This is a genomic window from Thiemannella venezuelensis (assembly GCF_014203605.1).
Classification (GTDB): domain Bacteria; phylum Actinomycetota; class Actinomycetes; order Streptosporangiales; family Streptosporangiaceae; genus Planomonospora_A; species Planomonospora_A venezuelensis.
Genome location: NZ_JACHJJ010000004.1, coordinates 167,340 through 189,791, shown reverse-complemented (window position 1 = coordinate 189,791; position 22,452 = coordinate 167,340). Strand labels below are relative to the sequence as shown.

18 protein-coding genes are annotated in these 22,452 nt (G+C 73.1%); 11 read left to right on the top strand and 7 right to left on the bottom strand.

The window, feature by feature from the left end; all coding sequences use genetic code 11:
- The first annotated feature begins 4 nt into the window (after positions 1 to 4).
- The 8 genes from FHS22_RS08550 (at position 5) to FHS22_RS08515 (ending at position 9,326) form a co-directional block, all read left to right on the top strand.
- Positions 5 to 505, top strand: coding sequence for a hypothetical protein (locus FHS22_RS08550; protein ID WP_184939936.1), 501 nt, complete (start codon positions 5 to 7; stop codon positions 503 to 505).
- A gap of 85 nt (positions 506 to 590) precedes the next feature.
- Positions 591 to 1,670 (top strand): NAD(P)H-dependent amine dehydrogenase family protein, encoded by a 1,080-nt coding sequence (locus tag FHS22_RS08545; protein WP_184939935.1) that lies wholly within the window; start codon positions 591 to 593, stop codon positions 1,668 to 1,670.
- Positions 1,667 to 2,179, top strand: coding sequence for a carboxymuconolactone decarboxylase family protein (locus FHS22_RS08540; RefSeq protein WP_184939933.1), 513 nt, complete (start codon positions 1,667 to 1,669; stop codon positions 2,177 to 2,179). Before FHS22_RS08545 ends, FHS22_RS08540 begins: the two co-directional genes overlap by 4 nt.
- A gap of 111 nt (positions 2,180 to 2,290) precedes the next feature.
- Positions 2,291 to 3,931, top strand: a complete 1,641-nt coding sequence (locus FHS22_RS08535; protein WP_184939931.1) for a GMC oxidoreductase — start codon at positions 2,291 to 2,293, stop codon at positions 3,929 to 3,931.
- Positions 3,932 to 4,117: 186 nt separating this feature from the next.
- Complete coding sequence (locus FHS22_RS08530; RefSeq protein WP_184939930.1) at positions 4,118 to 5,020, top strand: SGNH/GDSL hydrolase family protein; 903 nt, start codon at positions 4,118 to 4,120, stop codon at positions 5,018 to 5,020.
- An 87-nt stretch (positions 5,021 to 5,107) separates the two neighbouring features.
- Positions 5,108 to 6,112 (top strand): GlxA family transcriptional regulator, encoded by a 1,005-nt coding sequence (locus FHS22_RS08525; RefSeq protein WP_184939928.1) that lies wholly within the window; start codon positions 5,108 to 5,110, stop codon positions 6,110 to 6,112.
- 113 nt (positions 6,113 to 6,225) lie between these two features.
- Complete coding sequence (locus FHS22_RS08520; RefSeq protein WP_184939926.1) at positions 6,226 to 6,978, top strand: MBL fold metallo-hydrolase; 753 nt, start codon at positions 6,226 to 6,228, stop codon at positions 6,976 to 6,978.
- Between the two features lie 251 nt (positions 6,979 to 7,229).
- Positions 7,230 to 9,326, top strand: a complete 2,097-nt coding sequence (locus FHS22_RS08515; protein WP_221473392.1) for an ATP-binding protein — start codon at positions 7,230 to 7,232, stop codon at positions 9,324 to 9,326.
- Here the strand turns inward: FHS22_RS08515 and FHS22_RS08510 are convergent.
- The 3 genes from FHS22_RS08510 to FHS22_RS08500 all read right to left on the bottom strand — a co-directional run bounded on the left by FHS22_RS08510 (position 9,297) and on the right by FHS22_RS08500 (position 12,086).
- The gene (locus FHS22_RS08510) at positions 9,297 to 9,677 is read right to left on the bottom strand and encodes a response regulator transcription factor (protein WP_184939924.1); all 381 of its coding nucleotides are present in this window, start codon (positions 9,675 to 9,677) and stop codon (positions 9,297 to 9,299) included. The two genes, FHS22_RS08515 and FHS22_RS08510, sit on opposite strands and share 30 nt — an antisense overlap.
- A gap of 124 nt (positions 9,678 to 9,801) precedes the next feature.
- Positions 9,802 to 10,176 (bottom strand): hypothetical protein, encoded by a 375-nt coding sequence (locus FHS22_RS08505; RefSeq protein WP_184939922.1) that lies wholly within the window; start codon positions 10,174 to 10,176, stop codon positions 9,802 to 9,804.
- Positions 10,177 to 10,265: 89 nt separating this feature from the next.
- The gene (locus FHS22_RS08500) at positions 10,266 to 12,086 is read right to left on the bottom strand and encodes a flavin-containing monooxygenase (protein WP_184939920.1); all 1,821 of its coding nucleotides are present in this window, start codon (positions 12,084 to 12,086) and stop codon (positions 10,266 to 10,268) included.
- 212 nt (positions 12,087 to 12,298) lie between these two features.
- Between FHS22_RS08500 and FHS22_RS08495 the strand changes: the two genes are divergently transcribed.
- The gene (locus tag FHS22_RS08495) at positions 12,299 to 13,957 is read left to right on the top strand and encodes a family 20 glycosylhydrolase (RefSeq protein WP_184939918.1); all 1,659 of its coding nucleotides are present in this window, start codon (positions 12,299 to 12,301) and stop codon (positions 13,955 to 13,957) included.
- Positions 13,958 to 13,960: 3 nt separating this feature from the next.
- Here the strand turns inward: FHS22_RS08495 and FHS22_RS08490 are convergent, their stop codons facing one another.
- From FHS22_RS08490 to FHS22_RS08475, 4 genes are read right to left on the bottom strand one after another with little or no spacing between them, the layout of a single operon-like run.
- Positions 13,961 to 14,821 carry an ATP-binding cassette domain-containing protein gene (locus tag FHS22_RS08490; RefSeq protein ID WP_184939917.1) on the bottom strand — a complete coding sequence of 287 codons (861 nt, stop codon included), beginning with the start codon at positions 14,819 to 14,821 and terminating at the stop codon, positions 13,961 to 13,963.
- Positions 14,821 to 16,608, bottom strand: coding sequence for a dipeptide/oligopeptide/nickel ABC transporter permease/ATP-binding protein (locus FHS22_RS08485; RefSeq protein WP_221473391.1), 1,788 nt, complete (start codon positions 16,606 to 16,608; stop codon positions 14,821 to 14,823). Before FHS22_RS08485 ends, FHS22_RS08490 begins: the two co-directional genes overlap by 1 nt.
- A complete protein-coding gene (locus tag FHS22_RS08480) occupies positions 16,605 to 17,546 on the bottom strand; it encodes an ABC transporter permease (RefSeq protein WP_184939914.1) in 942 nt (313 codons plus the stop codon). The genes FHS22_RS08485 and FHS22_RS08480 overlap by 4 nt, the downstream gene beginning before the upstream one ends.
- A gap of 57 nt (positions 17,547 to 17,603) precedes the next feature.
- A complete protein-coding gene (locus FHS22_RS08475; RefSeq protein WP_184939912.1) occupies positions 17,604 to 19,145 on the bottom strand; it encodes an ABC transporter substrate-binding protein in 1,542 nt (513 codons plus the stop codon).
- 191 nt (positions 19,146 to 19,336) lie between these two features.
- Between FHS22_RS08475 and FHS22_RS08470 the strand changes: the two genes are divergently transcribed.
- Together FHS22_RS08470 and FHS22_RS08465 are read left to right on the top strand one after the other, a co-directional pair.
- The gene (locus FHS22_RS08470; RefSeq protein WP_338047659.1) at positions 19,337 to 19,978 is read left to right on the top strand and encodes a TetR/AcrR family transcriptional regulator; all 642 of its coding nucleotides are present in this window, start codon (positions 19,337 to 19,339) and stop codon (positions 19,976 to 19,978) included.
- Positions 19,979 to 20,001: 23 nt separating this feature from the next.
- A complete protein-coding gene (locus tag FHS22_RS08465) occupies positions 20,002 to 22,368 on the top strand; it encodes a glycoside hydrolase family 3 C-terminal domain-containing protein (protein WP_184939909.1) in 2,367 nt (788 codons plus the stop codon).
- The last annotated feature ends 84 nt before the right edge of the window (positions 22,369 to 22,452 follow it).

The following is a 22,452-nucleotide window of genomic DNA, read 5'->3' as shown; positions in this document are numbered from 1 at the left end:
CGGCATGTGGACGATCGACTCGCCGGGCTCTCCCGGAGCGGCGAAGGCCGGCGGCCTCCTCCCCTGGATCGCCGCCGGAGCCCCGCTGGTGATCGCCGGCGTGGTGGTCGCCGCCGTCTCGGTGCAGGGCGCGGCGGGGGCGCCGGAGCCGGCCCGTTTCGCGGGCATCGACTCCCTCGACGTCACCACCGACCACGGCGACGTGGAGATCGTCCCGTCCGGCACCGGCGAGGTCCTCGTGACGCGCCGCCCGCACGGGCGGGCCCCGCGCTCCGAATCGTGGGGAGGCGGGTCCCTCACGGTCGGCCAGGTCTGCGACGAGGGCTTGGTCTGCACCTCGCTGCGGGACACCTCCGAAGACCATGTCGACTACACCTTCGCCGTCCCGCGCGGCGTCGACGTCACGGTCCGCAGCCGCAACGGGGACATCATCCTGCGGGGGCCGGTCGGCCGGGTGGACGCGCGCACGGACGGGGGCACGGTGCGCACGGTCCCGGCGCCGTAGGCCGCGTCCGGTCCGGCGGGACGCCCGGCAGAGCCGGGGGTCCGGGGCACTATACACTGAACCAAGCGCTTGCTACGTTCAGTGCATGCTCTCCACGATCGTCTGGGGCACCGGCAACGTCGGCCGTGCCGCCATCCGCGCCGTCGAGGCCCATCCGGCGCTGGAACTGTCCGCCGTGCTCGTCCACGACCCCGGCAAGGCGGGCCGCGACGCGGGCGATCTCGGCGAGCTCGGCTACGAGCTGGGGGTCGCGGCGACCGGCGACGTCGACGCGGCGCTGGCCGCCGGCCCCCGGGCCGTGGTGTACGCGGCGTCCGGGGACATCCGCCCCGACGAGGCCCTCGCCGACGTCGTCCGGGCGATCCGGGCCGGGGCCGTGGTCGTCACCCCCTCCCTGTACGCGCTCTACGACCAGCGCAGCGCCCCGCCGGAGCTCCGGGAACCGGTGCTGGCCGCCATCGCGGACGGCGGCGGCTCGCTGTTCGTCTCCGGCGTCGACCCCGGCTGGGGCAACGACGTGCTGCCCCTGCTGATCAGCGGGCTCGGCACCACCGTGGACGTGGTCCGCTGCCAGGAGATCTTCGACTACTCCACCTACGACCAGCCCGACTCGGTCCGGTACCTGGTCGGCATGGGACAGCCGATGGACTACGAGCCGCCGATGCTCGCGCCGACGGTCCCGGCCATGGTCTGGGGCGGGCAGATACGGCTGATGGCCAGGGCCCTCGGCGCCGAGCTCGACGAGATCCGCGAGACCGTGGACCGGCGCCCGCTCGAGGCCACGGTGACCACCGAGGCGATGGGCGCGTTCGAGGCCGGCACCCAGGGCGCGGTCCGGTTCGAGGTGCAGGGCATCGTGGAGGGCGAGCCCCGCATCGTCATCGAGCACGTCACCCGCATCCACCCGTCCTGCGCCCCGGACTGGCCGGTGCCGCCCGACGGCGTCGGTGCGCACCGGGTGGTCATCGAGGGCCGGCCGCGCATCGAGGTCACGGTCGAGGCCTCCGACGAGGGCGGCAACCGCTCCGCGGGCGGGAACGCCACCGCCGCCGGCCGGCTGGTGAGCGCCATCGACTGGCTCGTGGACGCGGAACCCGGGCTCTACGACGCGCTCGACGTCCCGCTGCGCCCCGCGTTCGGCAGGCTCGGAAGGAAACAGCCATGATGATCGACATCCCCGAGGGGAAGGACCCGATCGCGTACGTGTGGGGCGAGATGGTCCCCGGCATCGGGGCCGCCGCCTCGGACTTCTCGCTGGCGGTGTACGCCCACACGACCCTGGGCCTGCGCGAGTTCGAGGCCGCGCGGCTGCGGATCGCGCAGATCAACGGGTGCGCGTTCTGCCTCGACTGGCGGACCGAGCGGGACGGGCGGAGGGTCGAGGAGGAGTTCGCCGACGCGGTGACCCGGTGGCGCACCACCGACGCCTTCGACGACCGCACCCGGCTGGCCGCCGAGTACGCGGAACGGTACGCCCTGGACCACCACGGGCTCGACGACGAGTTCTGGACCCGGATGACCGCGCACTACAGCCAGCCGGAGATCGTGGAGCTGAGCATGAGCATCGGCTCCTGGCTGGCGTTCGGCCGGCTCAACCACGTGCTGGGCATCGACACCGTATGCGTGCTGACCGGCGGTTCCTCGCCTGCCGCCACGCGGCCGGACGCGCGGTGACCCGGCGCCGCGGACGGGCTGCCCGCCACGGGCCGCCACGGGCGTGAAGTGAACTGAGGCGCGAGAAAACATATAACCCGTTCTCGTTTTGCTGAGGGTGAGGAACCTCGCATGAGCAACAGAGCCCAGGTCCGCAACAGCCCCATCGACATCTCGCGCCGCAGGTTCATCGCCGGAACCGGCTCCCTGCTGGGAGCCGCGGCTCTCACGGGCCACGCCACCGCCGCCCGGGCGGCGGCCGTACCCGCGGCGGCCCCCATCGCCTCGGGCGCCCATGTCCCCGTCCTGGTGATCGGCACCGGGTACGGCGGCGCCGTCGCCGCCCTGCGCCTCGCCCAGGCGGGCGTCGACGTGCACATGGTCGAGATGGGCATGGCCTGGGACACCCCCGGCTCCGACGGCAAGATCTTCTGCAACACGCGCGAACCGGACTACCGCTCCTACTGGTTGCGCACCAGGACCAAGGCGCCCCTCAACTACTTCCTCGGCTTCCCGATCGACCGGGACATCCCCCGCCACACCGGGATCCTGGACGCCGAGGAGTTCGGCGGCATCACGGTCTACCAGGGCCGCGGCGTGGGCGGCGGCTCGCTGGTCAACGGCGGCATGGCGGTCACCCCGAGGCGGGAGAACTTCGGCGCCGTCCTGCCGTCGGTGAACGCCGACGAGATGTACGGCGTCTACTACCCCCGCGCCAACGCCGAACTCGGGGTCGGCACCGTCGACCCGGCCTGGTTCGACTCCACCGCCTGCTACCAGTACGCCCGGGTCGGCCGCAAGCACGCCCAGCGCTCCGGCTTCCCGTTCGTCTTCGTGCCCGACGTGTACGACTGGGACTACATGGAGCAGGAGGCGGCCGGGACCGTCCCCAAGTCGGCGCTGGCCGGCGAGATCCTCTACGGCAACAACCACGGCAAGAAGTCGCTGCAGCAGACCTACCTCGCCCGCGCCCGGGCCACCGGCAGGGTCGCCGTCTCACCGCTGCACCGGGTCACCTCGGTCTCCCCCGCCGGCGGCCGCTACGCGGTCGCCATCGAGCAGCTCGACACCGGCGGCGGCGTCACCGCCACCAAGACCGTGACCGCGGACCGGGTGTTCTTCGCCGCCGGCAGCGTCGGCACCAGCAAGCTGCTGGTCAAGCTGAAGGCCACCGGCGCGCTGCCCGGCCTGAACGACGAGGTCGGCAGGGGCTGGGGAGACAACGGCAACGTCATGTGCGGCCGCGCCAACCACATGTGGGACGCGACCGGCAAGCTCCAGTCGTCCATCCCCTGCTGCGGCATCGACAACTGGGCCGCGGGCGGTGCGTTCGCCGAGGTCGCGCCGCTGCCGACCGGGATCGAGACGTATGCCTCGTTCTACCTGTCGATCACCAACAACCCGAACCGCGCCCGGTTCTCCTGGAACGCCGCAACGGGCAGGGTCGACCTCGACTGGCAGGCCTCCTGGAAGCAGCCGTCCATCACCATGGCAAAGACGATCTTCGACAAGATCAATGCGAAGGAGGGGACGATCTACCGGACCGACCTCTTCGGCGTCTACAAGATCTGGGGCGACCACCTCACGTACCATCCGCTCGGCGGCGCGGTGCTGAACAGGGCCACCGACAACTACGGCCGCCTCACCGCCTACCCGGGCCTGTACGTCATCGACGGCGCGCTGATCCCCGGCAACACCACCGTCAACCCGTTCGTCACCGTCACGGCGCTCGCCGAGCGGAACATCGAGAGGATCATCGCCGCCGATCTGTGACGGCGATCCCGCGCAAAGGCCGGTCACGGGGGCCCGTGGCCGGCCTTCCCTCCGGGCGCGCAGGCCCTCCCGGCCCGCCCCCTTCCTTACTGGCGAGTAATGAATATGTGATGTGAACTTGTCAACTTCATGATGCGGGTGAACATTCTGGGCAACGAGCTGATCGGGGAGAGCCCAGGAGGCCGCATGAACACCACCCGCCGGTTCCTCGTCCTCACCGTCTCCCTTGCGGGGACCATGCTCCTGGCGTCGCTCCCCGCCGCCGCGTCGGCGCGGGGCCCGGCCGCCGCCCGGGGCGCGCCGGCCCCGGCGGCCTCCGCGCTCCCGGTGACCTCAGTGCTCCCGGTGACCTCAGTGCTCCCGGTGACTTCGATGGCGTCGCTGGGCGACTCCATCACCCGGGGCTTCAACGCCTGCGGCTTCTACGTCGACTGCCCGTCCAGATCCTGGTCGACCGGGTCCAGCTCGACGGTGAACAGCCACTACCGCCGGCTGCTGGCCGACGGACTCTCCCTGGTCGCCCACAACGACGCCCGGTCGGGCGCCAAGGTCGCGGATCTCCCCGGGCAGGCGGAGCAGGCCGTCTCCCAGGGGGCCGGTTACGTCACGATCCTGATCGGCGCCAACGACGCCTGCACCTCGTCGGAGGCGGGGATGACACCGGTGGCGGACTTCGAGGCCTCGTTCCGTACGGCGATGCAGACGCTCGTCACGGGCCTGCCCGAGGCGTCGGTCTTCGTGGCGAGCATCCCGGACATCGGGCGGCTGTGGGAGGTCGGCAAGGGCAGCTCGTCGGCCCGCGCGGCGTGGGCGGCGCTCGGGATCTGCCAGTCGCTGCTGGCCAGGCCGCGCTCGGCCGACCAGGCCGACGCGGACCGCCGTGCGCGGGTGCGCCAGCGGGTGATCGACTTCAACGCGGTGCTCGGAAGGGTCTGCGCCGAGCAGGTCGCGTGCCGGTACGACGGCGGCACGGTGTTCGGGTATCCGTTCGAGCTCTCCCACGTGAGCCGGTGGGACTACTTCCACCCGAGCACCTCCGGGCAGCGCCTGCTGGCCGAGATGACCTATCCCGCCGCCCTCGGCCGATAGCCGGGATCCGCCAGCGACGTGATCATGGCGGGATCTTGCAATGTCCTGTCATTGCAGACAAGCGCCGGCCCCCCGATAGTTGAGGGCATGAGCACCTCCCCCGCCGTCCCCCACGTGGTCGTGATCGCGATGTTCCCGGGCGTCGACACGCTGGACGTGACCGGTCCGGCCGAGGTCTTCGCGATGGCCGGTCAGTTCCTCGGCGGACGGCGCCCCGGTTACGAGGTGCGCCTGGCCGGGGAGCGGCGCGGCCCGGTGCCGACCTTCTCGGGGGTGCGGCTGTGCGTGGAGGAGGTGTTCGCCGAGCAGCGCCGGGGGATCGACACGCTGCTGGTGCCGGGCCGGATGCTGATCGGCCCGGGCGGGCCGGTCCCGCAGGTCGACGCGGGCGTGGTGGCGTGGCTGCGCGAGGCGGGGCCCGGCGCGGGCCGGGTCGCCTCGGTGTGCGCCGGCGCGCACATCACCGCGGCCGCCGGGCTGCTGGACGGCCACCGCGCCACCACGCACTGGGCGACCGTCGGACGGCTCGCCGCCGACCACCCCGGGATCGAGGTCGAGTCCGACCCCATCTTCGTCCGCTCGGGACGGATGTGGACCAGCGCCGGCATCACCTCCTCGATGGATCTCGCCCTGGCGCTGGTCGCCGAGGACCACGGCGACGAGATCGCGCTCGACGTCGCCCGCGCCATGGTCATGTACCTGCAGCGGCCGGGCGGCCAGAGCCAGTTCAGCGTGCCGCTGGCGCAGCGTCCCGGCGGCCGCACGGACATCCGCGGCCTGCGGTTGTGGATCGGCGAGAACCTGGACGCCGACCTGTCGGTGCCCGCGCTGGCGGCGCGGATGGCGATGAGCGAGCGGAACTTCGCCCGCGTCTTCCACACCGAGACCGGCAGCACGCCGGGCGCGTTCGTCGAGAGCATGCGGCTGGAGGCCGCCCGCAGATTGCTGGAGCGCACCGGCCGCCTGCCCGCCGACATCGCCAGGGCGTGCGGGTTCCGTTCGGTGGAGACCCTGCACCGGGTCTTCCGCGACCGGCTGGGCACCACGCCCGGCGAGTACCGGCGCAGGTTCCGCACCACCGCTCCCGCCTGATCCCCGGCAGGCCGCTCCCCCCTTCACCCCTCCCGCAGCCGAGGCCGCACCCGCGGCACCGGCCGGCCCCGCGCGCCCCGGCAGGGCGCGCACTCCACCGGAAAGAGAACGACATGAAGATCACTGCCACCCATATCGGCACCGCGACCGTCCTGCTGGAGATCGGCGGGCTGCGCCTGCTCACCGACCCGGTCTTCGACCCCGCTCCGGCCGAGTACGACTACGGCCCCGTCGTCCTGCGCAGCACCGAGGGCCCGGCGGTCCAGGCCGGCGACCTGCCGCCGGTGGACGCCGTCCTGCTGAGCCATGACGAGCACTACGACAACCTGGACACCATCGGCCGCACGCTGCTCGACGGGCGCCCGGTGCTGACCACCGTCAGCGGCGCCGGGCGCCTCGGCGGCGAGGCCGTCGGCCTGGAGCCGTGGACGACCCGCGAGCTGACCGTCGGCGGCCGGACCCTGCGGGTCACCGGCACCCCCGGCGTGCACGGCCCCTTCGGCGACGTCACCGGCTTCGTCGTCGAGGAGCCGGGACAGGACGAGGCCCTCTACATCTCCGGCGACACCGTCTACTTCGACGAGCTCGACGAGATCGGCCGCCGGTTCACGATCGGCACCGCGCTGCTGCACCTGGGGGCCCCGCGCATCCGGAACTTCGGGGGCGGCGAGCTGATCTGCATGGACGGGGCGCAGGGAGCGGCGCTCACCCGCTCGCTGGGAGCCCGCAGGGTCTGCCCGATCCACTACACGTCCTGGGAGCACTTCACCGAGGACCGCGACCAGGTCACCGCGTCCTTCACCGCCGCGGGACTCGCCGGCCGCCTCCACTGGCTCACCCCCGGCGTCCCCGAGATCCTCGGCTGAACCGGGCGCCCCGCTCCCGCACCCCGCTCCCGCGCCCCGCGAGATCGGCGCGCCGCCGGGACGTGTCGTCCTTGGGCGACCGGTCACTCTCGGTTACCTTGCCTCTGGCCGCGGCTTCGGGAGCACCGGGTTCCCACCTGGGCGGGCATCGGACGCCACCGCCGGCCTGCGCATCTCCGGGAGGGTGAGACGTCCGTGACGCCGCTGAAGACCCCGCCGTCCGCACGGCTGCGCCCGGCCGCGGATCCGGCGTGCCGGACGGCCCGGTGAGGCCCGGCGGGGCGGCGCTCCGCCGTACGGCGGCGTTCGCCGCGCTGTACGCTGCCGCGATGCTCCTCGGGCGGACGGGCCAGGTGGGCGGGACGGTCCTGGGCCTGGTGTGGCCGGCGGCCGGGGCGGGGGCGGTGTGGCTGCTGGCCCAGCGGCACGAGCGGTCCCGGTGGCTGGACGCGTCGGCGCTGACCGCGATCTCACTCGTGGTCAACCTGGCGACCGGCGTTCCCCTGCGGCTCAGCGTCTCCTTCACCGCGGCGAACCTGGCACAGGTCATGGTGTTCCTGTGGATATTCGCCCGGTTGTGTCCCGACGTGTGGAACGGTCGGAGATGGGGGGATTTCAGCAGGGTCCGGCACCTGTGGGGGCTACTGGCGGGCGCGCTCTGCGGAGCGACGCTCAGCGGGCTCATCGCCTCCGCCGCGCTGGGGTCGTCCGCCGAGCACTGGTCGGTCCTGACCACCACGGTCTGGACGGCGCGCAACATCGTGAGCATCGTGGTGATCACCGCGCTGGGCCTGCGGCTGGGACGGCTGCTCGGTTCCCGGTTCCCCGCCCGGGCGCGGCCGCCCTCCGCCCGGCAGGCGGCGCGGGAGGCGCTGGGCCGCGTCCCCGGCCGGCGGGTCGCCGAGTTCCTGACCCTGCTGGCGGTCTCGGCCGCGGCGTACACCGTGACGTTCCGGATCAGCCACGACCTGCCCCTGGCGTTCCTCCTGATCACCGTGACCGTCTGGGCCGCCGTCCGGTTCGGCACCACCTTCGCGGCCCTGCACATCCTGGTCCTCGGCACCGCCGCCATCGCCTTCACCCTGTACGGCCACGGCCCGTTCGCCTCGGTCGCCTCGCCCTCCGCCCGGGTGCTCGTGGCCCAGGTCTTCGTCGGTATGGTCGCCGTGGTCGGCCTGGCGCTGGCGCTCGGCCGGGACGAGCGGGAGTCCCTGGTGGGGCAGCTGACCGCGGCCCAGCGGGAGACCTCCGAGCAGGCCGGGATGTTGTCGGCGATCGTCGACTCGATGCACGACGCCCTGACGGTCGTCGACGCCGACGGGCGCTTCGTCATGCGCAACCCGGCCGCCCGGCGGCTGCTCGGCGGCACCGGCCCGGCCACCGCAGGGGCCTACGACCTGTGCCACCTCGACGGCACGCCCATCAGCCGGGAGCAGATGCCGTACATGCTGGCCCTGGCCGGGCGCGAGGTCCGCGACATGGACGTGCTGGTGCGCACTCCCGGTCCGGTCGAGAACCGCGTACTCAACGTCAGCGCCACCCCGCTGCCCACCGGCGACCGGACGGCGGTCGTGGTCTTCCACGACGTCACCGCGGAACGGCGCCAGCGCGACGAGCTGACGGCCTTCGCCGGCGTCGTCGCCCACGACCTGCTCAACCCGCTGACCACCATCGACGGCTGGGCGCAGGTCCTGGCCTCCGGGCGGACCGGCGACCAGGACGGCCCGGGCGGCACACGCGACGGCATCGAACGCATCCAGCGGGCCTCGGCCCGGATGCGGGAGCTGATCCAGGACCTGCTGGCGCACGCCACCGCGCGGGACGCGCTCCTCACCCCCGTCCCGGTCGATCTCGGGCAGATCGTGCGGGAGGTCGCCGCGGCCCGCGGCGACCTCCCCGCGGGAGCGGACGACGAGCGGACACCAGTGTTCCGCATCGGCGGACTGGACGCGGTACGGGCCGACCGGGCGCTGCTCCGCCAGTTACTGGACAACCTGGTCGGCAACGCGGTGAAGTACACCGCCCCGGGGGAACGGCCGGACATCACCGTCACCTCCGCGGCCGAGCGGCCGGGGTGGATCCGGGTCGAGATCGCCGACCGGGGCATCGGCATCCCCCAGGGGCAGCACGAGGCGATCTTCGAGAGCTTCCACCGGGCCCACGAGGGCGGCCCCTACAGCGGAAGCGGGCTGGGCCTGGCCATCTGCAAGCGCATCGTCGAGCGGCACGGCGGCACGATCGGGGTCGAGGACAACCCCGGAGGGGGATCGCGGTTCCACTTCACGCTGCCCGCCGCGGACGCTCCGGCGCCGGATCCTTCAGGACCCGCCGCGGGACCGCGCCAGTAGGGCATCGATCCTCGCCCGCAGTTCGTTGAGGTCGAAGGGTTTGGCCATGAACTCGTCCGCTCCCGCGGCCAGGCACTCGGCCACCTCGGCGTCCGTGATCCGCACGGTCAGCATCAGGACCCCGATCCTCCCGGCCCCGGGCATGGCCCGCACCCGGCGGCACACCTGCGGCCCGGGGAGCTTCGGCAGCCCCCAGTCCAGCACGATCACATCCGGGAGCCGCGACGCGACGGCGTCCAGCGCGGCCGTCCCGTCGGCGACGGCACGCACCTCATGGCCGTCATGGCCCAGCTGGAAGACGATCAGCTCTCTGATGTCGGCCTCGTCCTCGACAACCAGAATGTCCGCCATACGCTCACACCGTTCCCCCGGATAGCCCATCAGGAGCACTACCCTTTCCGGGCGGGCCGCAACGGCGCATATCCGGCGAACGCGGATCGCCGTCCGCGGGCGGCGCAGACCCCCGCGGGGCCGCTCAGCGGGCGCGCCCCATCATCAGCTCCACCGCGGCACGCTGCCAGACCCGCTCGGCCGGCTCGCCGCGCTCGTGCGCCAGTTCCCCCAGCAGGTGCGCGATCACGTTCATGTACGCGTTCTGCACCGCGGCGGCCCCGCTGTCCGACCGGTCGTCCACGGTGGGCAGGAACTCGGCGACCAGGTCGGCGACCAGGTCCTCGCCCATGTCCGGAGAGTGGATGTACGCGCTGATCAGACCGACGACGGCCAGTTGCTTCTCCCGCGTCAGCGCGGCGAGGTCACGGCCCGCGTCCGGACCCGGCCCCCCGTGCGGCACGTCCCCGCTCCCGGCCCTCCGCGGGCGCGCGGTCCGGTCGCCGGGAAGATCGCTCATGATCCTGCCTCCGGTTCCTCCGCCGCCCTCCCGCCATTCTCCCAGCACGGCCCGGCAGGGCGGACGGCGGCCGTACCGCCGGACACGCGTCAGCGGAACTCCAGTCCCTCGAACGCTCCGGACGTCCGCCACCGGTCGAGGTAGGCGAAGTAGGCCGCCGCCCCCTGCGGGTAGCCGACGTTGAGCCGCGCCCGCGGCCCGGGGTCCCGTCCCTCGTTGTTGTAGTAGCCCGGCGTGCAGTCCGGCGACCCCAGCAGCATGCCCGGCCCCGAGAGCAGGAGCCCGACCCACGCGTCCTCGGCCTCCCCGGTGACCTCGACCTCGTCGAACCCGCCCGCGATGGCGTGCCCGATGACCGCGGCGATGGTCCGGCCCGACTCCGTGAGGTTGTGCGGGACGTTGGAGATGAGGTTCGCGCCCTGCGTCGGCTGCACGACGAAGGCGTTCGGGAAGTTGTGCACGTGGATGCCGTGCAGGGTCCGCATGCCCTCGGCCCAGTACTCGGAGAGCCTGACGCCGTCGCGGCCGGTCATGTCGTAGCCGGCCCGCCGCGTGTACTCGGTGCCGACCTCGAAGCCGGAGGCGTAGACGATGCAGTCGACCTCGTACTCCTCGCCCGCGGCGACGACCCCTCGCTCGGTGATCCGCTCCACGCCCCTGCCGTCGGTGTCGACGAGATGCGTGCCGGGGAGGTTGTAGGCCTGCAGGTACTCGTCGTGGAAGCACGGCCGCTTGCAGAGCTGGCGGTACCAGGCCTTCAGCTTCCCGGCGGTCGCGGGGTCCTCGACGATCGCGTCGACGCGCGCGCGGATCTCCTCCATCTTCTCGAAGTCGGAGTCCTCGAAGGCCTCCATCATCTTCTCCGGGGTGAGGTCCCCGGGCGGGAGCGCCGTGATCCTGGAGCGCACCCGCCGGGCGATGTCGGTCCAGCCGTCCATCACCAGGTCCTCTCCGGCCAGGCCGCCCGTCTGGTTGGCCGTGAAGTTCTCCAGCCAGCGCCGCTGCCAGCCCGGCGTCGCGATCCGGGCGAACCACTCGGGATCGGTCGGCCGGTTGCCGCGGACGTCGACCGAGGACGGCGTGCGCTGGAACACGTACAGCTCCCCGCACGCCCGGGCCAGGTGGGGCACGCACTGCACGGCCGTCGCCCCGGTCCCGATGACGGCGACCCGCCGGTCGGCGAGCCGGTCCATCGGCGCGCCCGACGGGTCGCCGCCGGTGTAGCCGTAGTCCCACCGGCTCGTGTGGAACGAGTGCCCGGTGAACGACTCGATCCCGGGGATCCCCGGCAGCTTCGGCACGTGCAGCGGGCCGGTGCCCATGGCGACGAACCGGGCGGTGAACGCGTCGCCCCGGTCGGTGCGGACGATCCAGCACGACCGCGCCGCGTCCCATTCGAGGTCCTCGACCTCGGTGTGGAAGAGCGCGTCGCCGTACAGGTCGTAGTGCTTGCCGATGCGCCGGCAGTGTTCGAGGATCTCGGGCCCGTGCGCGTACTTCTCCGTCGGCATGTGGCCGGTCTCCTCCAGGAGCGGCATGTAGACGAACGACGCCGTGTCGCACTGCGCGCCCGGGTAGCGGTTCCAGTACCAGGTGCCGCCGAAGTCGCCGCCCTTCTCGACGATGCGGACATCACCGACGCCGGCCTCCTTCAGCCGCGCGCCGGTGACGAGCCCGGCGAAGCCGCCGCCGATGAACGCGACGGTCACGTGGTCGGTCCTCGGCTCACGCGGGACCTTCGGCGTGTAGGGGTCGTCGAGGTAGTGCGCGAACCTGCCGGTCAGCCGGAGGTACTGGTCGTTGCCGTCGGGGCGGAGCCGCTTGTCGCGCTCCTGGCGGTACTTCCGGCGCAGCGCCTCCTTGTCGACGGCGGTGCCCTCGGGCCTGGCGGGGCGGTCGGCGACGGTCATGCGCGCTCCGGGGGCGTCGGCGGCGGGCGGGCGGCGGGACGGCGGCCGCCCGACGGCGTCCGCCCCCCGGCGATATCAGAATGTCATTCGGTAATGCCTCCGGCAAGAGCCGCCGCCTTCCCCTCCCGCGCCCGGCGAGACGAATTACTTACCATGTGGTAGAAAAATCGGGTGTCCGTACGGCACGGGCATGTTGTCGCGCCGGGAGTGCCATGTCCGAATCCGTCCCGCCCGTTCCGCTCGTCCCCCTGCCCCAGCGGCTCGCTCCGGCGGGAGAGGGCACCCTGCGGCTGGGCGCGCGACCGCGCGTCGCGGTGCCCTCCACCGAGCTGTTCGGCCTCGGCGAGGTCGTCGCCGGACTCCTCGGCCGCATGCACGGCGTGGACCCGTCCGTCCAGGCCGGGGGCGAGGCCGAGCTCCGCCTCGTGCTCGCCCCCGAGGTCCCGGGCGCCGCGGAGCTCGCCCCGGCGCGGGGCGTCGACCCGCTGGACCGGGAGACCGGGTCCGCCGGATCCCGCGAGTGCCACGAGCTCGTGGTGACCGCGGACGGGGCCACGGTGACGGCGTCCTCGGCGGAGGGCCTGTTCCGCGGCGCGGTCGCCTTCTGCCAGCTGCTCGCCCGGGACGGCTCCGCAGGCGGCCTCACCGCTCCCGGAGTGCGCGTCCTGGACGGGCCCGCCCTGCGCTGGCGCGGCCTCTCCCTCGACGTGGTGCGGCGGTTCTTCTCCGTCGAGCAGGTCAAGAAGGTCGTCGACCTGCTCGCCCTGTACCGGTTCAACGTGCTGCACCTGCACCTCACCGACAGCCAGGCCTGGCGCCTGGAGATCGCCGGCAGGCCCGAGCTCACCGATCCCGCGAACTGGCCCGGCGGCGACGGCTCCCGCAACGGCGACGGCCCGCAGTTCTACGGCCGCGACGACTACCGCGAGATCGTCGCGTACGCGGCGGCGCGCTTCGTCACCGTCGTCCCCGAGATCGACATGCCCGGCCACGCGCTCGCAGCCGTCCGCGCCCGCCCGGAGCTGGCCGGCGCCGACGAGCCGCCGCACCCGCTCCTGCCCTTCCTCGACCCGCGCGCCCCGGCGACGCCCGGCTTCGTGGCGGACGTGCTGCGCGAGCTGGCCGAACTCACCCCGGGACCGTTCCTGCACATCGGCGGCGACGAGGCCGTCGGCATGCCGCCCGAGCTGTACGCCGCGTTCACGGCGCGGGCGCTGGAGCTCGTGCGGGCCACCGGCAAGCGCGCCGTGGCCTGGCAGGAGGCGGCCCGCTCCGGCGCGCTCACGCCCGCGGACCTGGCGCAGTGCTGGATCGGCTCCGATCACGCCTTCGACGCCGAGGCCGCCCGTGAGCTCGCCCCCGCCGAGTACCACCCGCTCATCGACCTCGTGGCGCGCTCGTTCGAGGGAGCCGCGCAGGACGTGCCGGCGGCCGTCGCCGCGGGCGCCCCGGTGCTCGCCACGCCGAGCAGCGTGCTGTACCTCGACCGCCGGTACGCCGAGGACTCGCTGCTGGCCGAGCAGACGGCCCGGCGCGCGCAGGTCGGCTTCGCCGACTACGAGCCGCGCACCAGCCGCGAGCTGTTCGGCTGGCGGCCGGAGACCCTGGCCGAGATCCCCCCGGGCGCCCGGCTCGCCGGGGTGGAGGCCGCGATCTGGTGCGAGACCGTCACGGGCTTCGACGACCTCGCCTTCCTCCTGCTCCCCCGGCTGCCGGGGATCTCCGAGAAGGCGTGGACCCCGCAGGCCACCGGCTGGACGGACTACCGGAGCCGGGTGTCCGCGCACGCGCGGTGGTGGGAGCGCCTCGGCTGGGAAGGCTACTACCGCTCGGCGGACGTCTTCGGCGCCGCGGGGGCCGGGCGCCCCTGAGGGTCAGGTGGCGGCGCCGTACTCGCGCTCGAACGCCTGCCGCCGCGCCCGCTGCGCGGCGACGTCGGCGACCGGGGCCGCCAGCAGCAGCCCCCGGGTGTAGGGGTGCCGCGGCTCGGCCGTCACCTCGGCCGCCTCGCCCGTCTCCACGATCTCGCCGCGGTGGATGACCGCCACCCGGTGGCTCATGAACCGGACCACCGACAGGTCGTGGGAGACGAACAGGTAGGAGACCCCCGTCCGCTCCTGGATCTCCACCAGCAGGTCGAGCACCGTCTTCTGGGTGGTCAGGTCGAGGGCCGAGACCGGCTCGTCGCACACGATCAGCCTGGGGCCGATCGCCAGGGCGCGGGCGATCGCCACCCGCTGGCGCTGCCCGCCGGAGAACTCGCGGGGCAGCCGGTGGGCGGCGTCCGCGGGCAGTTCCACCCGGTCGAGGAGCCGGCCGACCCTCTCGCGGGCCTCCCGGGCGGCGTACCCCTGCGCGAGCAGCGGCTCCGAGAGCGTGTCCCCCACGGTCAGCGAGGGGTTCAGCGAGGTGTACGGGTCCTGGAAGATGACCTGGATGTCGCGGCTCAGCTCGCGCCGGCGCCGGGCCGCGGCACGGTCGATGCGCTCCCCGGCGAACGTGATCGCCCCGGAGCCGACCGGGACGAGGCCCAGGATCGCGCGGCCGATCGTGGTCTTGCCCGACCCCGACTCCCCCACCAGCCCCAGGGTCTCGCCGGGACGGATGTCCAGCGACACCCCCTTCAGGACCTCGACGCGCGGGGCGCGCCACCCCTTGCCGGGGAAGGAGACCCGCAGGTCCTCGACCGCCAGGAGGGGGCCGGCGGTCGCACCGCCGGGTGTGCTTCCGGACATCACGAGACCTCCGCGTTCGACGGCCGCCAGGGCCCGCGCGCCGGGACGTCGTCCAGCACGGCGCCGAGCAGCCTCTGGGTGTAGGGATCGCCGGGGGCGTGCAGGACCTGCTCCGCCGTCCCGGTCTCGACGATGCGCCCCTGTTTCATCACGGCCACGCGGTCGCACAGGTCGGCGACCACACCGAGGTTGTGGGTGACGAGCAGGACGCCGAGCCCGCGTTCCCGCTGCAGCCTGCGGAGCAGGCCGAGCACCTCCGCCTGGACCATGACGTCGAGTGCCGTGGTGGGCTCGTCGGCGATGAGGAGCCTGGGGTCGCACGACATGGCGCCCGCGATCAGGACGCGCTGCGCCATGCCGCCGGAGATCTCGTGGGGGTAGGAGCCGAAGGTCCGCCGCGGATCCGCGATCTCGACCAGGCTCAGCAGGTCGAGCGCGCGCCGGGTGGCCTCCGCCCTGGAGATCCCGAGCTTGCAGCGCATGGGCTCGACGAGCTGGCTGCCGACCGTGAACGCCGGGTCGAGGTTGCTCATCGGCTCCTGGGGGACGTAGGCGACCACGTCCCCGCGGAGGGCGCGGTGCCTGCGCTCGGGCATGCCGACGATCTCCTGCCCCTCCACGGTGATGCTCCCGCGGCTGACGCGCCCGCCCTCGGGGAGGATGCCGAGGATCGAGAAGGCCGTCTGGGTCTTGCCCGACCCGGACTCACCGACCAGTCCGACGATCTCCCCCGCCCGCACGTCGAGGTCCACGCCGTGGACCACCTCCCGCTCGCCGCCGCCGGGCAGGGCGTAGGAGACGGCCAGGTCGCGCACGGACAGCAGCCGGGCGCGCCCGCCCGCACCCGCCGGAGTCCCGTCCGTCCCCCGCGGGGCCTCCGGGGCCGGGGCGCGGCGGCGCCGTACGGCGGGCGCCGCGCCCCGGTCCTCCAGCACGTCGCGCAGGGCGGCGGCGAGCAGCACCAGCGCACCGTTGGTCAGGCCCAGAGCGAGGCCGGGCCAGAGCATCAGCAGCGGTGCCCGCTGGATGTTCTTGAACGCCTCGTTGAGCATCGCGCCCCACGTCGGCGTGTCCCCGCTGCCGATGCCGAGGAACTCCAGACCCGCCTGGAGGCCGACGGCGATGCCCGAGACGAGCGCCACCTGGATGATGATGGGGGCGCGCACCACGATGAGAACGTGGCGCGCCACGATCCGCCGGTCGCGCAGCCCGGACACCTTCGCGGCGTCGACGTAGAGCTCGTTGCGGACGTTCGCGACGATGCCGCGGACCAGCCGGAAGAAGACGGGCGCGACGAGGAATCCGAGGACCACCATGAGGACCCAGACGGTGGGGCCGAGGATGGCGCGCGAGGCCAGCAGCACGACCATGGCGGGCAGTGCCATGACCAGGTTGACGACCCAGCCGGCCGCGGAGTCGAACCGGCCGCCGCGGTAGCCGGCCAGCAGGCCGCTCGGCACGCCCAGGGCCAGCGCGACCGCCAGCGCGATCACCGCGCCGCCCAGCGTGTTCCGCCCGCCGTGCAGCAGGCGGGTCAGGATGTCCCGGCCGGCCGAGTCGAAGCCGAGCGGGTGGCCGGCGGCCGGGCCGCCGAACGCGTCGCGCAGGTTGGAGACGTCCGGATCCTGCGGGCTGAGCACGGGCGCGAGCAGCACGCCTGCGACGACGGCGGCCAGCACGATCGCGGAGACCAGCCCCAGCGGGTGCGCCAGCAGCAGCCGGGCGGCACCGGCCCGCCGCACGGGCCCGGGCGCGGACGGGAGCGCGGCCGGCGTGCTCTCGCTCATGCGATCCTCGCTTTCGGGTTCAGCCATCCGATCAGGATGTCGACGACGAGGTTGATCACGATCACGACGGTCACGGAGACCATGACCAGCGCCATGATGACGGGGATGTCGCCGCGGGTGGTGTAGTTGACGGTCATGCTCCCGATGCCGGGCAGCCCGAAGATCTGCTCCACCAGCACGGCCCCGCCCAGCATGCCGACGAACTGCATGCCGAGCACCGCGAGCGCGGGCGCCGAGGCGTTCCTGACGACGTGCCGGAGGATGATCCGCCACGGCGGCAGCCCCCGCGCGCGCAGGGTCCGCACGTAGTCCTGGCGCATGACGTCGATCACCGACCCGCGGACCTGCTGCGCGACGCCGGCGACGGAGACGACCGCCAGGGAGACGACGGGCAGCGTCACCGTGGAGAGCCAGCCGGTGAAGGACTCGGTGAGGCCCACGTAGCCGATGGCCGGGAACCAGCGCAGGTGCACGGCGAAGACCAGGACGATGACCAGCGTGACCAGGAAGGCGGGCAGGGCGTAGCCCACGACGGCGAACACCTGGACGAACCGGTCGACCGCGCCGCGGCGCACGCCCGCCCACACGCCGAGCCCGAACGCGAGCACGGCCGTGACGAGGGTGACGCCGACCATCAGGCTGATCGTGACGGGCAGCCGGTTGGCGATCGCCCGCATCACGTTCTCACCGCTGAACCAGGAGGTTCCGAAGTCGCCCCGGACGGCGTGCGCCAGCCAGTCCGCGTACTGCACGGCGGTGGGGCGGTCCAGGCCGAGGGCGGCGTTCCTGGCGTCGACGAGGTCCTGGCTCGCGCCCTGCCCGAGGAGCTGCCGGCCCACGTCCGTGTCGGGGATCGACAGGAGCGTGTAGGAGAGGAAGGAGATCACGAAGAGGAGCACCGCCCCCGCCGCGGTCCTGCGCGCGATGAAGCTCAGCATGGGAACTCGACATCCGTTGTCGGGCCGGGGCGGGGTGGGCCGCCCCGGCCTGCGGGACTACTTGGCGGGCGCGTAGTTGTAGATGGACGGCACGGCCATGCCGTCCTGCGGAGTGATCGTCACGGTGCCGTCCGAGACGTGCAGGAACGTCATCCGGTAGAAGGGCACGAACCAGCCGTCCTTGACGAGGTGCTCGTTGAGCGCCTGCAGCTCCGCCTTGGCGGCCTGGGCGTCCCTGCCCTGGATCTTGGGCAGCAGTTCCTTCACCGTGTCGTCGGTGTAGCCGAACATGTTGAACGCGCCGGGCAGGACCAGCTCGCCGACCACGACCCAGTCGGTCGAGGACTGGCCGATGTTCATGACCAGGCCGGAGAAGGCACGGTCGGTGAAGATGCGCTTGATGGCGGAGCCGGCGTCGACGTCCTCCCAGCTCAGCTTGATGCCGACGGCGCCCAGGTCGGCCTGGAGCGAGGCGGCGAGAGCGTCGGAGACGATCGCCGCGATGCGCGGCAGCTTGAGGGTGAAACCGCCGCCGAGGCCGGCCTCCTTGAGCAGCTCGCGCGCCTTGGCCGGGTCGTGGGAGTAGTGGCCGTCGAGCTCGGGCTTGTAGGCCGCGGTGCTCGGGCCGAAGACCTGGTTGGTGATCTCGCCGCGGTTCTGGCGGATCTTCTCCAGCATCGTCTTGCGGTCGATCGCGTAGTTCAGCGCCTGGCGCACCCGGGGGTCGCGCAGCTCAGGGGTGACCATGCCGCCCCGGTCGAACAGGACCAGGCCCTGGAAGTCGAACTCCTGCTTGGTGCTCTTGACCTTCGGGTCGCTCTCGGCGCTGATCTGCTGGTCGGCGTCCTGGATCAGGGCGGCGTTGACCTGCCCGGTCTTGAGGCCGTTGACGATGGCCGTCTCGTTGTCGAAGTAGTTGATCGTGACCGTGTCGTAGGGGAGCCTGGCGCCCCAGTACCCGGGTGCCCGGGTGAACGTCCACCGGGTCCCGATGAAGGTCAGGTTCTGGTCCAGGTCGTAGGGGCCGGTCCCGCTGGGCTTGGTCTTGAGCGCGTCGCCCTTGGCGAAGTCGGCGGGGTTGGCCATGAGGCCGGCCGCGTCGCTCAGGTAGAACAGCATCGCGGGGTTGGGCTGCGCCAGCTCCAGGGTCACGTGGGCGGCGTCGACCACCTTGATCGTCTTGACGTCGTTGAGCGTCTTGGCCTGCGCGCCGCCGCCCTTGCGGAAGCGCTCCATGTTCGCCTTGACGGCCTCGGCGTCGAACGGGGTGCCGTCGTCGAACTTCACGCCGCTGCGCAGCGTGAGCGCCAGTTCGGTGAGGTCCTCGTTGTACTTCCACTCGGTGGCGAGCATCGGGCTGTAGGAGCCGTCCGGCTCGCGCTTGACCAGGGTGTCGTAGACGGCCTGGAAGAACGGGAGCGCGCTGCCGCTGGCGTCCTTCGGGTCGAGGCTCTGCGGGAGCGTCATCGTCGCGATGCTCAGGGCCTTGGGCCCGCTGTCCGGCGCGGCGCCGCCGCCGGAGTCCGAACAGCCTGCGAGCACCGTCGGCGCAGCCAGAAGGGCAAGCGCGGCGATGGCGACCCTGGCGGATTTCTTCATGGAGCTCACTCCGTCTCAAGGCGGGGACGACTGTCTCGGCCGAATGTGCGGCGAGCATACCCCCAAAACTAACCACGTGGTAGGTTTAATGTGAGCCGCCGAGGGCCGGGCTAGTCTCGCGATACCGCGGCACGTACTCGCACCCCACGTGCCCGAGACCCCACATGCCCAGACCGCAGAAAGGCCGGTCGGTGACCGAAGCGATCCCCCGCCGAGGGCGCAAGGGCGAGCGCACCCGCTCGCGCATCCTCGACTCCGCCACGGAGCTGTTCTCCCGCTCCGGCTTCCACGCCGTCTCCCTGCGCGACATCGCCGCGCACGCGGGCCTGACCCACGCCGGGCTGCTGCACCACTTCCCCGGCAAGGACGACCTGCTCATCCAGGTGCTCAGCCGCCGCGACGAGGTCGACGCGAGGGTGATGAGCGGGCCCGACCACGAGGCCGGCCCCGAGGAGCTCCTCGAACGGGTCATCGACCAGGTGGCGCGGAACATGCGCACCCCGGGCCTGGTCGGTCTCTACGTGAAGATCTCAGGCGAGGCGGCCGACCCGGAGCATCCCGCGCACGACTACTTCGTCCAGCGCTACCGGCGGCTGCGCGGGCAGGCGGCCTGGCTGCTCTCCTCCCTGTTCTCCCGCGTCACGCCCCCGCCGGGCCATGACCCGGGCGCCGTCGCCCAGCAGCTCATCGCGCTGATAGACGGCCTGCAGACCCAGTGGCTGCTCGAACCCGAGGCGGTCGACATGCGCGCGTCGGTCGTCGCCTTCCTCCGCCAGCTGGGCCTGGACGTGCCGGCCGGGCGCGCCGAGCCGGACCCGCCCCACCCGTCCTGACGATCACGAACACGAGGCACCGCATGACACAGAACGGCCGTGAAGCATCGACCGCCGGGCCCGTCCCGGAGGAGGTCTCCGGACTCGGCCTGGAGGAGAAGGCCTCCCTCACCTCAGGGAGCGGCACCTGGAACACCACGGCCGTCCCGGGCACGGTGCGCGCCCTCACGCTCTCCGACGGCCCGCACGGGATGCGCCGCCAGCCCGAGAGCACGGGTGACGCCCTCGGCATCCACAACAGCCTCCCGGCGACCTGCTTCCCGCCCGCCGTCGCGCTCGGCTCCTCCTGGGACCCGGAGCTGGCCCGCCGGGTGGGCGCGGCCCTGGGACGCGAGGCCTCCGCCCTCGGGGTCGACGTCGTGCTCGGTCCCGGGGTCAACATCAAGCGCTCCCCGCTGTGCGGCCGCAACTTCGAGTACTTCTCCGAGGACCCCCACCTCACCGGGGTGATGGGCGCGGCCGTCGTCGCCGGCATCCAGTCGCTCGGCGTCGGCGCGTGCGTCAAGCACTTCGCGGTCAACAACCAGGAGACCGACCGCATGCGGGTCAGCGCGGAGGTCGACGAGCAGACCCTGCGCGAGATCTACCTGCCGGCCTTCGAGCACATCGTGCGCGAGGCGCGGCCGTACACCGTCATGTGCTCCTACAACAGGATCAACGGGGTCTACGCGAGCCAGAACCGGTGGCTCCTGACCGACCTGCTGCGCGGCGAGTGGGGCTTCGACGGGCTGGTGACGTCGGACTGGGGCGCGGTCAACGACCGGGTGGCGGCCCTGGAGGCGGGCCTCGACCTGGAGATGCCGCCCACCGGGACCGACGGGGAGATCGTCGAGGCGGTGCGCTCCGGCCGGCTGCCCGAGGCGGTGCTGGACCGGGCGGCCGGGCGCCTGCTCGCGCTCGCCCGGCGGACCGGCGGCAGGGAGCGGTTCGACGGCTGGGACGCCGACGCCCACCACGAGATCGCCCGCGAGGCGGCCCGCGCCTCGGCCGTCCTGCTGAAGAACGACGGCGTGCAGGACGAGGGGCCCGTCCTGCCCCTGGACCTGGCGGCGCACCCGCGCGTCGCCGTACTGGGAGAACTGGCCCGCACCCCGCGCTACCAGGGCGGCGGCAGCTCGCACGTGGTCCCCACCCGCCTGGACAGCGCGTGGGACGCGCTGGGCCGCGCCATCGGGCAGGCCGTCGGGCAGGACGCCGCGCCGACGTTCGCGGCGGGCTACCGGCTGGACGGCGAGGCCGACGCCGAGCTGGAGCGGGAGGCGGTGGCCGCGGCGGCGGAGGCCGGCACGGCGCTGGTCTTCCTGGGCCTGCCGGACGCCGCGGAGTCGGAGGGCTACGACCGCACCACCATCGACCTGCCCGCGGTCCAGGTCGCCCTGCTGCGCCGGGTGGCCGAGGTCTGCCCGCGGGTCGTCGTGGTCCTGTCCAACGGGGGCGTGGTGTCGGTCGCCGGGTGGCAGGACTCGGCCTCGGCGATCCTGGAGGGGTGGCTGCTCGGCCAGGCGGGCGGGTCCGCCCTGGCCGACCTGCTGCTCGGCACGCACAGCCCGTCCGGCCGGCTCACCGAGACGATCCCGAACCGCCTCGCCGACGTCCCCTCCCACCTGCACTTCCCCGGCGCCGACGGGCACGTCGTGTACGGCGAGGGCCGCTACGTCGGCTACCGCCACCACGACACGCTCGGCACGGACGTCGCCTACCCGTTCGGCCACGGCCTGACCTACTCGCGGTTCGAGTACTCCGACCTCGACGCCCGCGCGACCGGGGACAACGAGTGGAGCGTCGAGGTCACCGTCACCAACACCGGCGGGCGCTTCGCGCACGAGGTCGTCCAGCTCTACGTGGCGTTCGAGGAGGAGCGGCCGTCGCGCCCCCGGCACGAACTGCGCGGCTTCGCCAAGGTCGGCCTGGAGCCCGGCGCCGGGCGGCGGGTCCGCTTCACCCTCACCGGGCGGGACGTCGCGCAGTGGTCGGTCTCCCGCAAGGACTGGAAGATCGATCCCGGCTCCTTCACCGTCGAGGTCGGAGCCTCCTCGCGGGACATCCGCCTGCGCGCCGGGCTGACCACCCCGGGTGACGGCTACACGGCCCCGCTGAGCGGGATGTCCACCCTGGGCGAGTGGCTCGCCCATCCCTCCGGCGGCGCGGCGCTGCGCAAGGTGCTCGGCGACGCGCCCGCCCTGGCCGCCCTCGACCAGGTGGATCCGGCGCTGCTCGGCATGGCCCTCGGCTTCCCGCTGATCAAGTTCAGTACCTTCGGCATCGGCCTGACCCCCGAGGTGGTGGACCGGCTCGTCGCCACCGCCCGGGAACTCGGCTCCGCCGCCGCTGCCGAGGGACTCGGCTCCGCCACTACTGCCGAGGGACTCGGCTCCGGCGGGGCGCGCTGAGCCGCACCCCGTGGCGCCCCGCCGTACCGGGCCGGAAGGGCACCGGTACGGCGGGCGCGCGTCGCGCCCGCCCGCGCCGGAGTG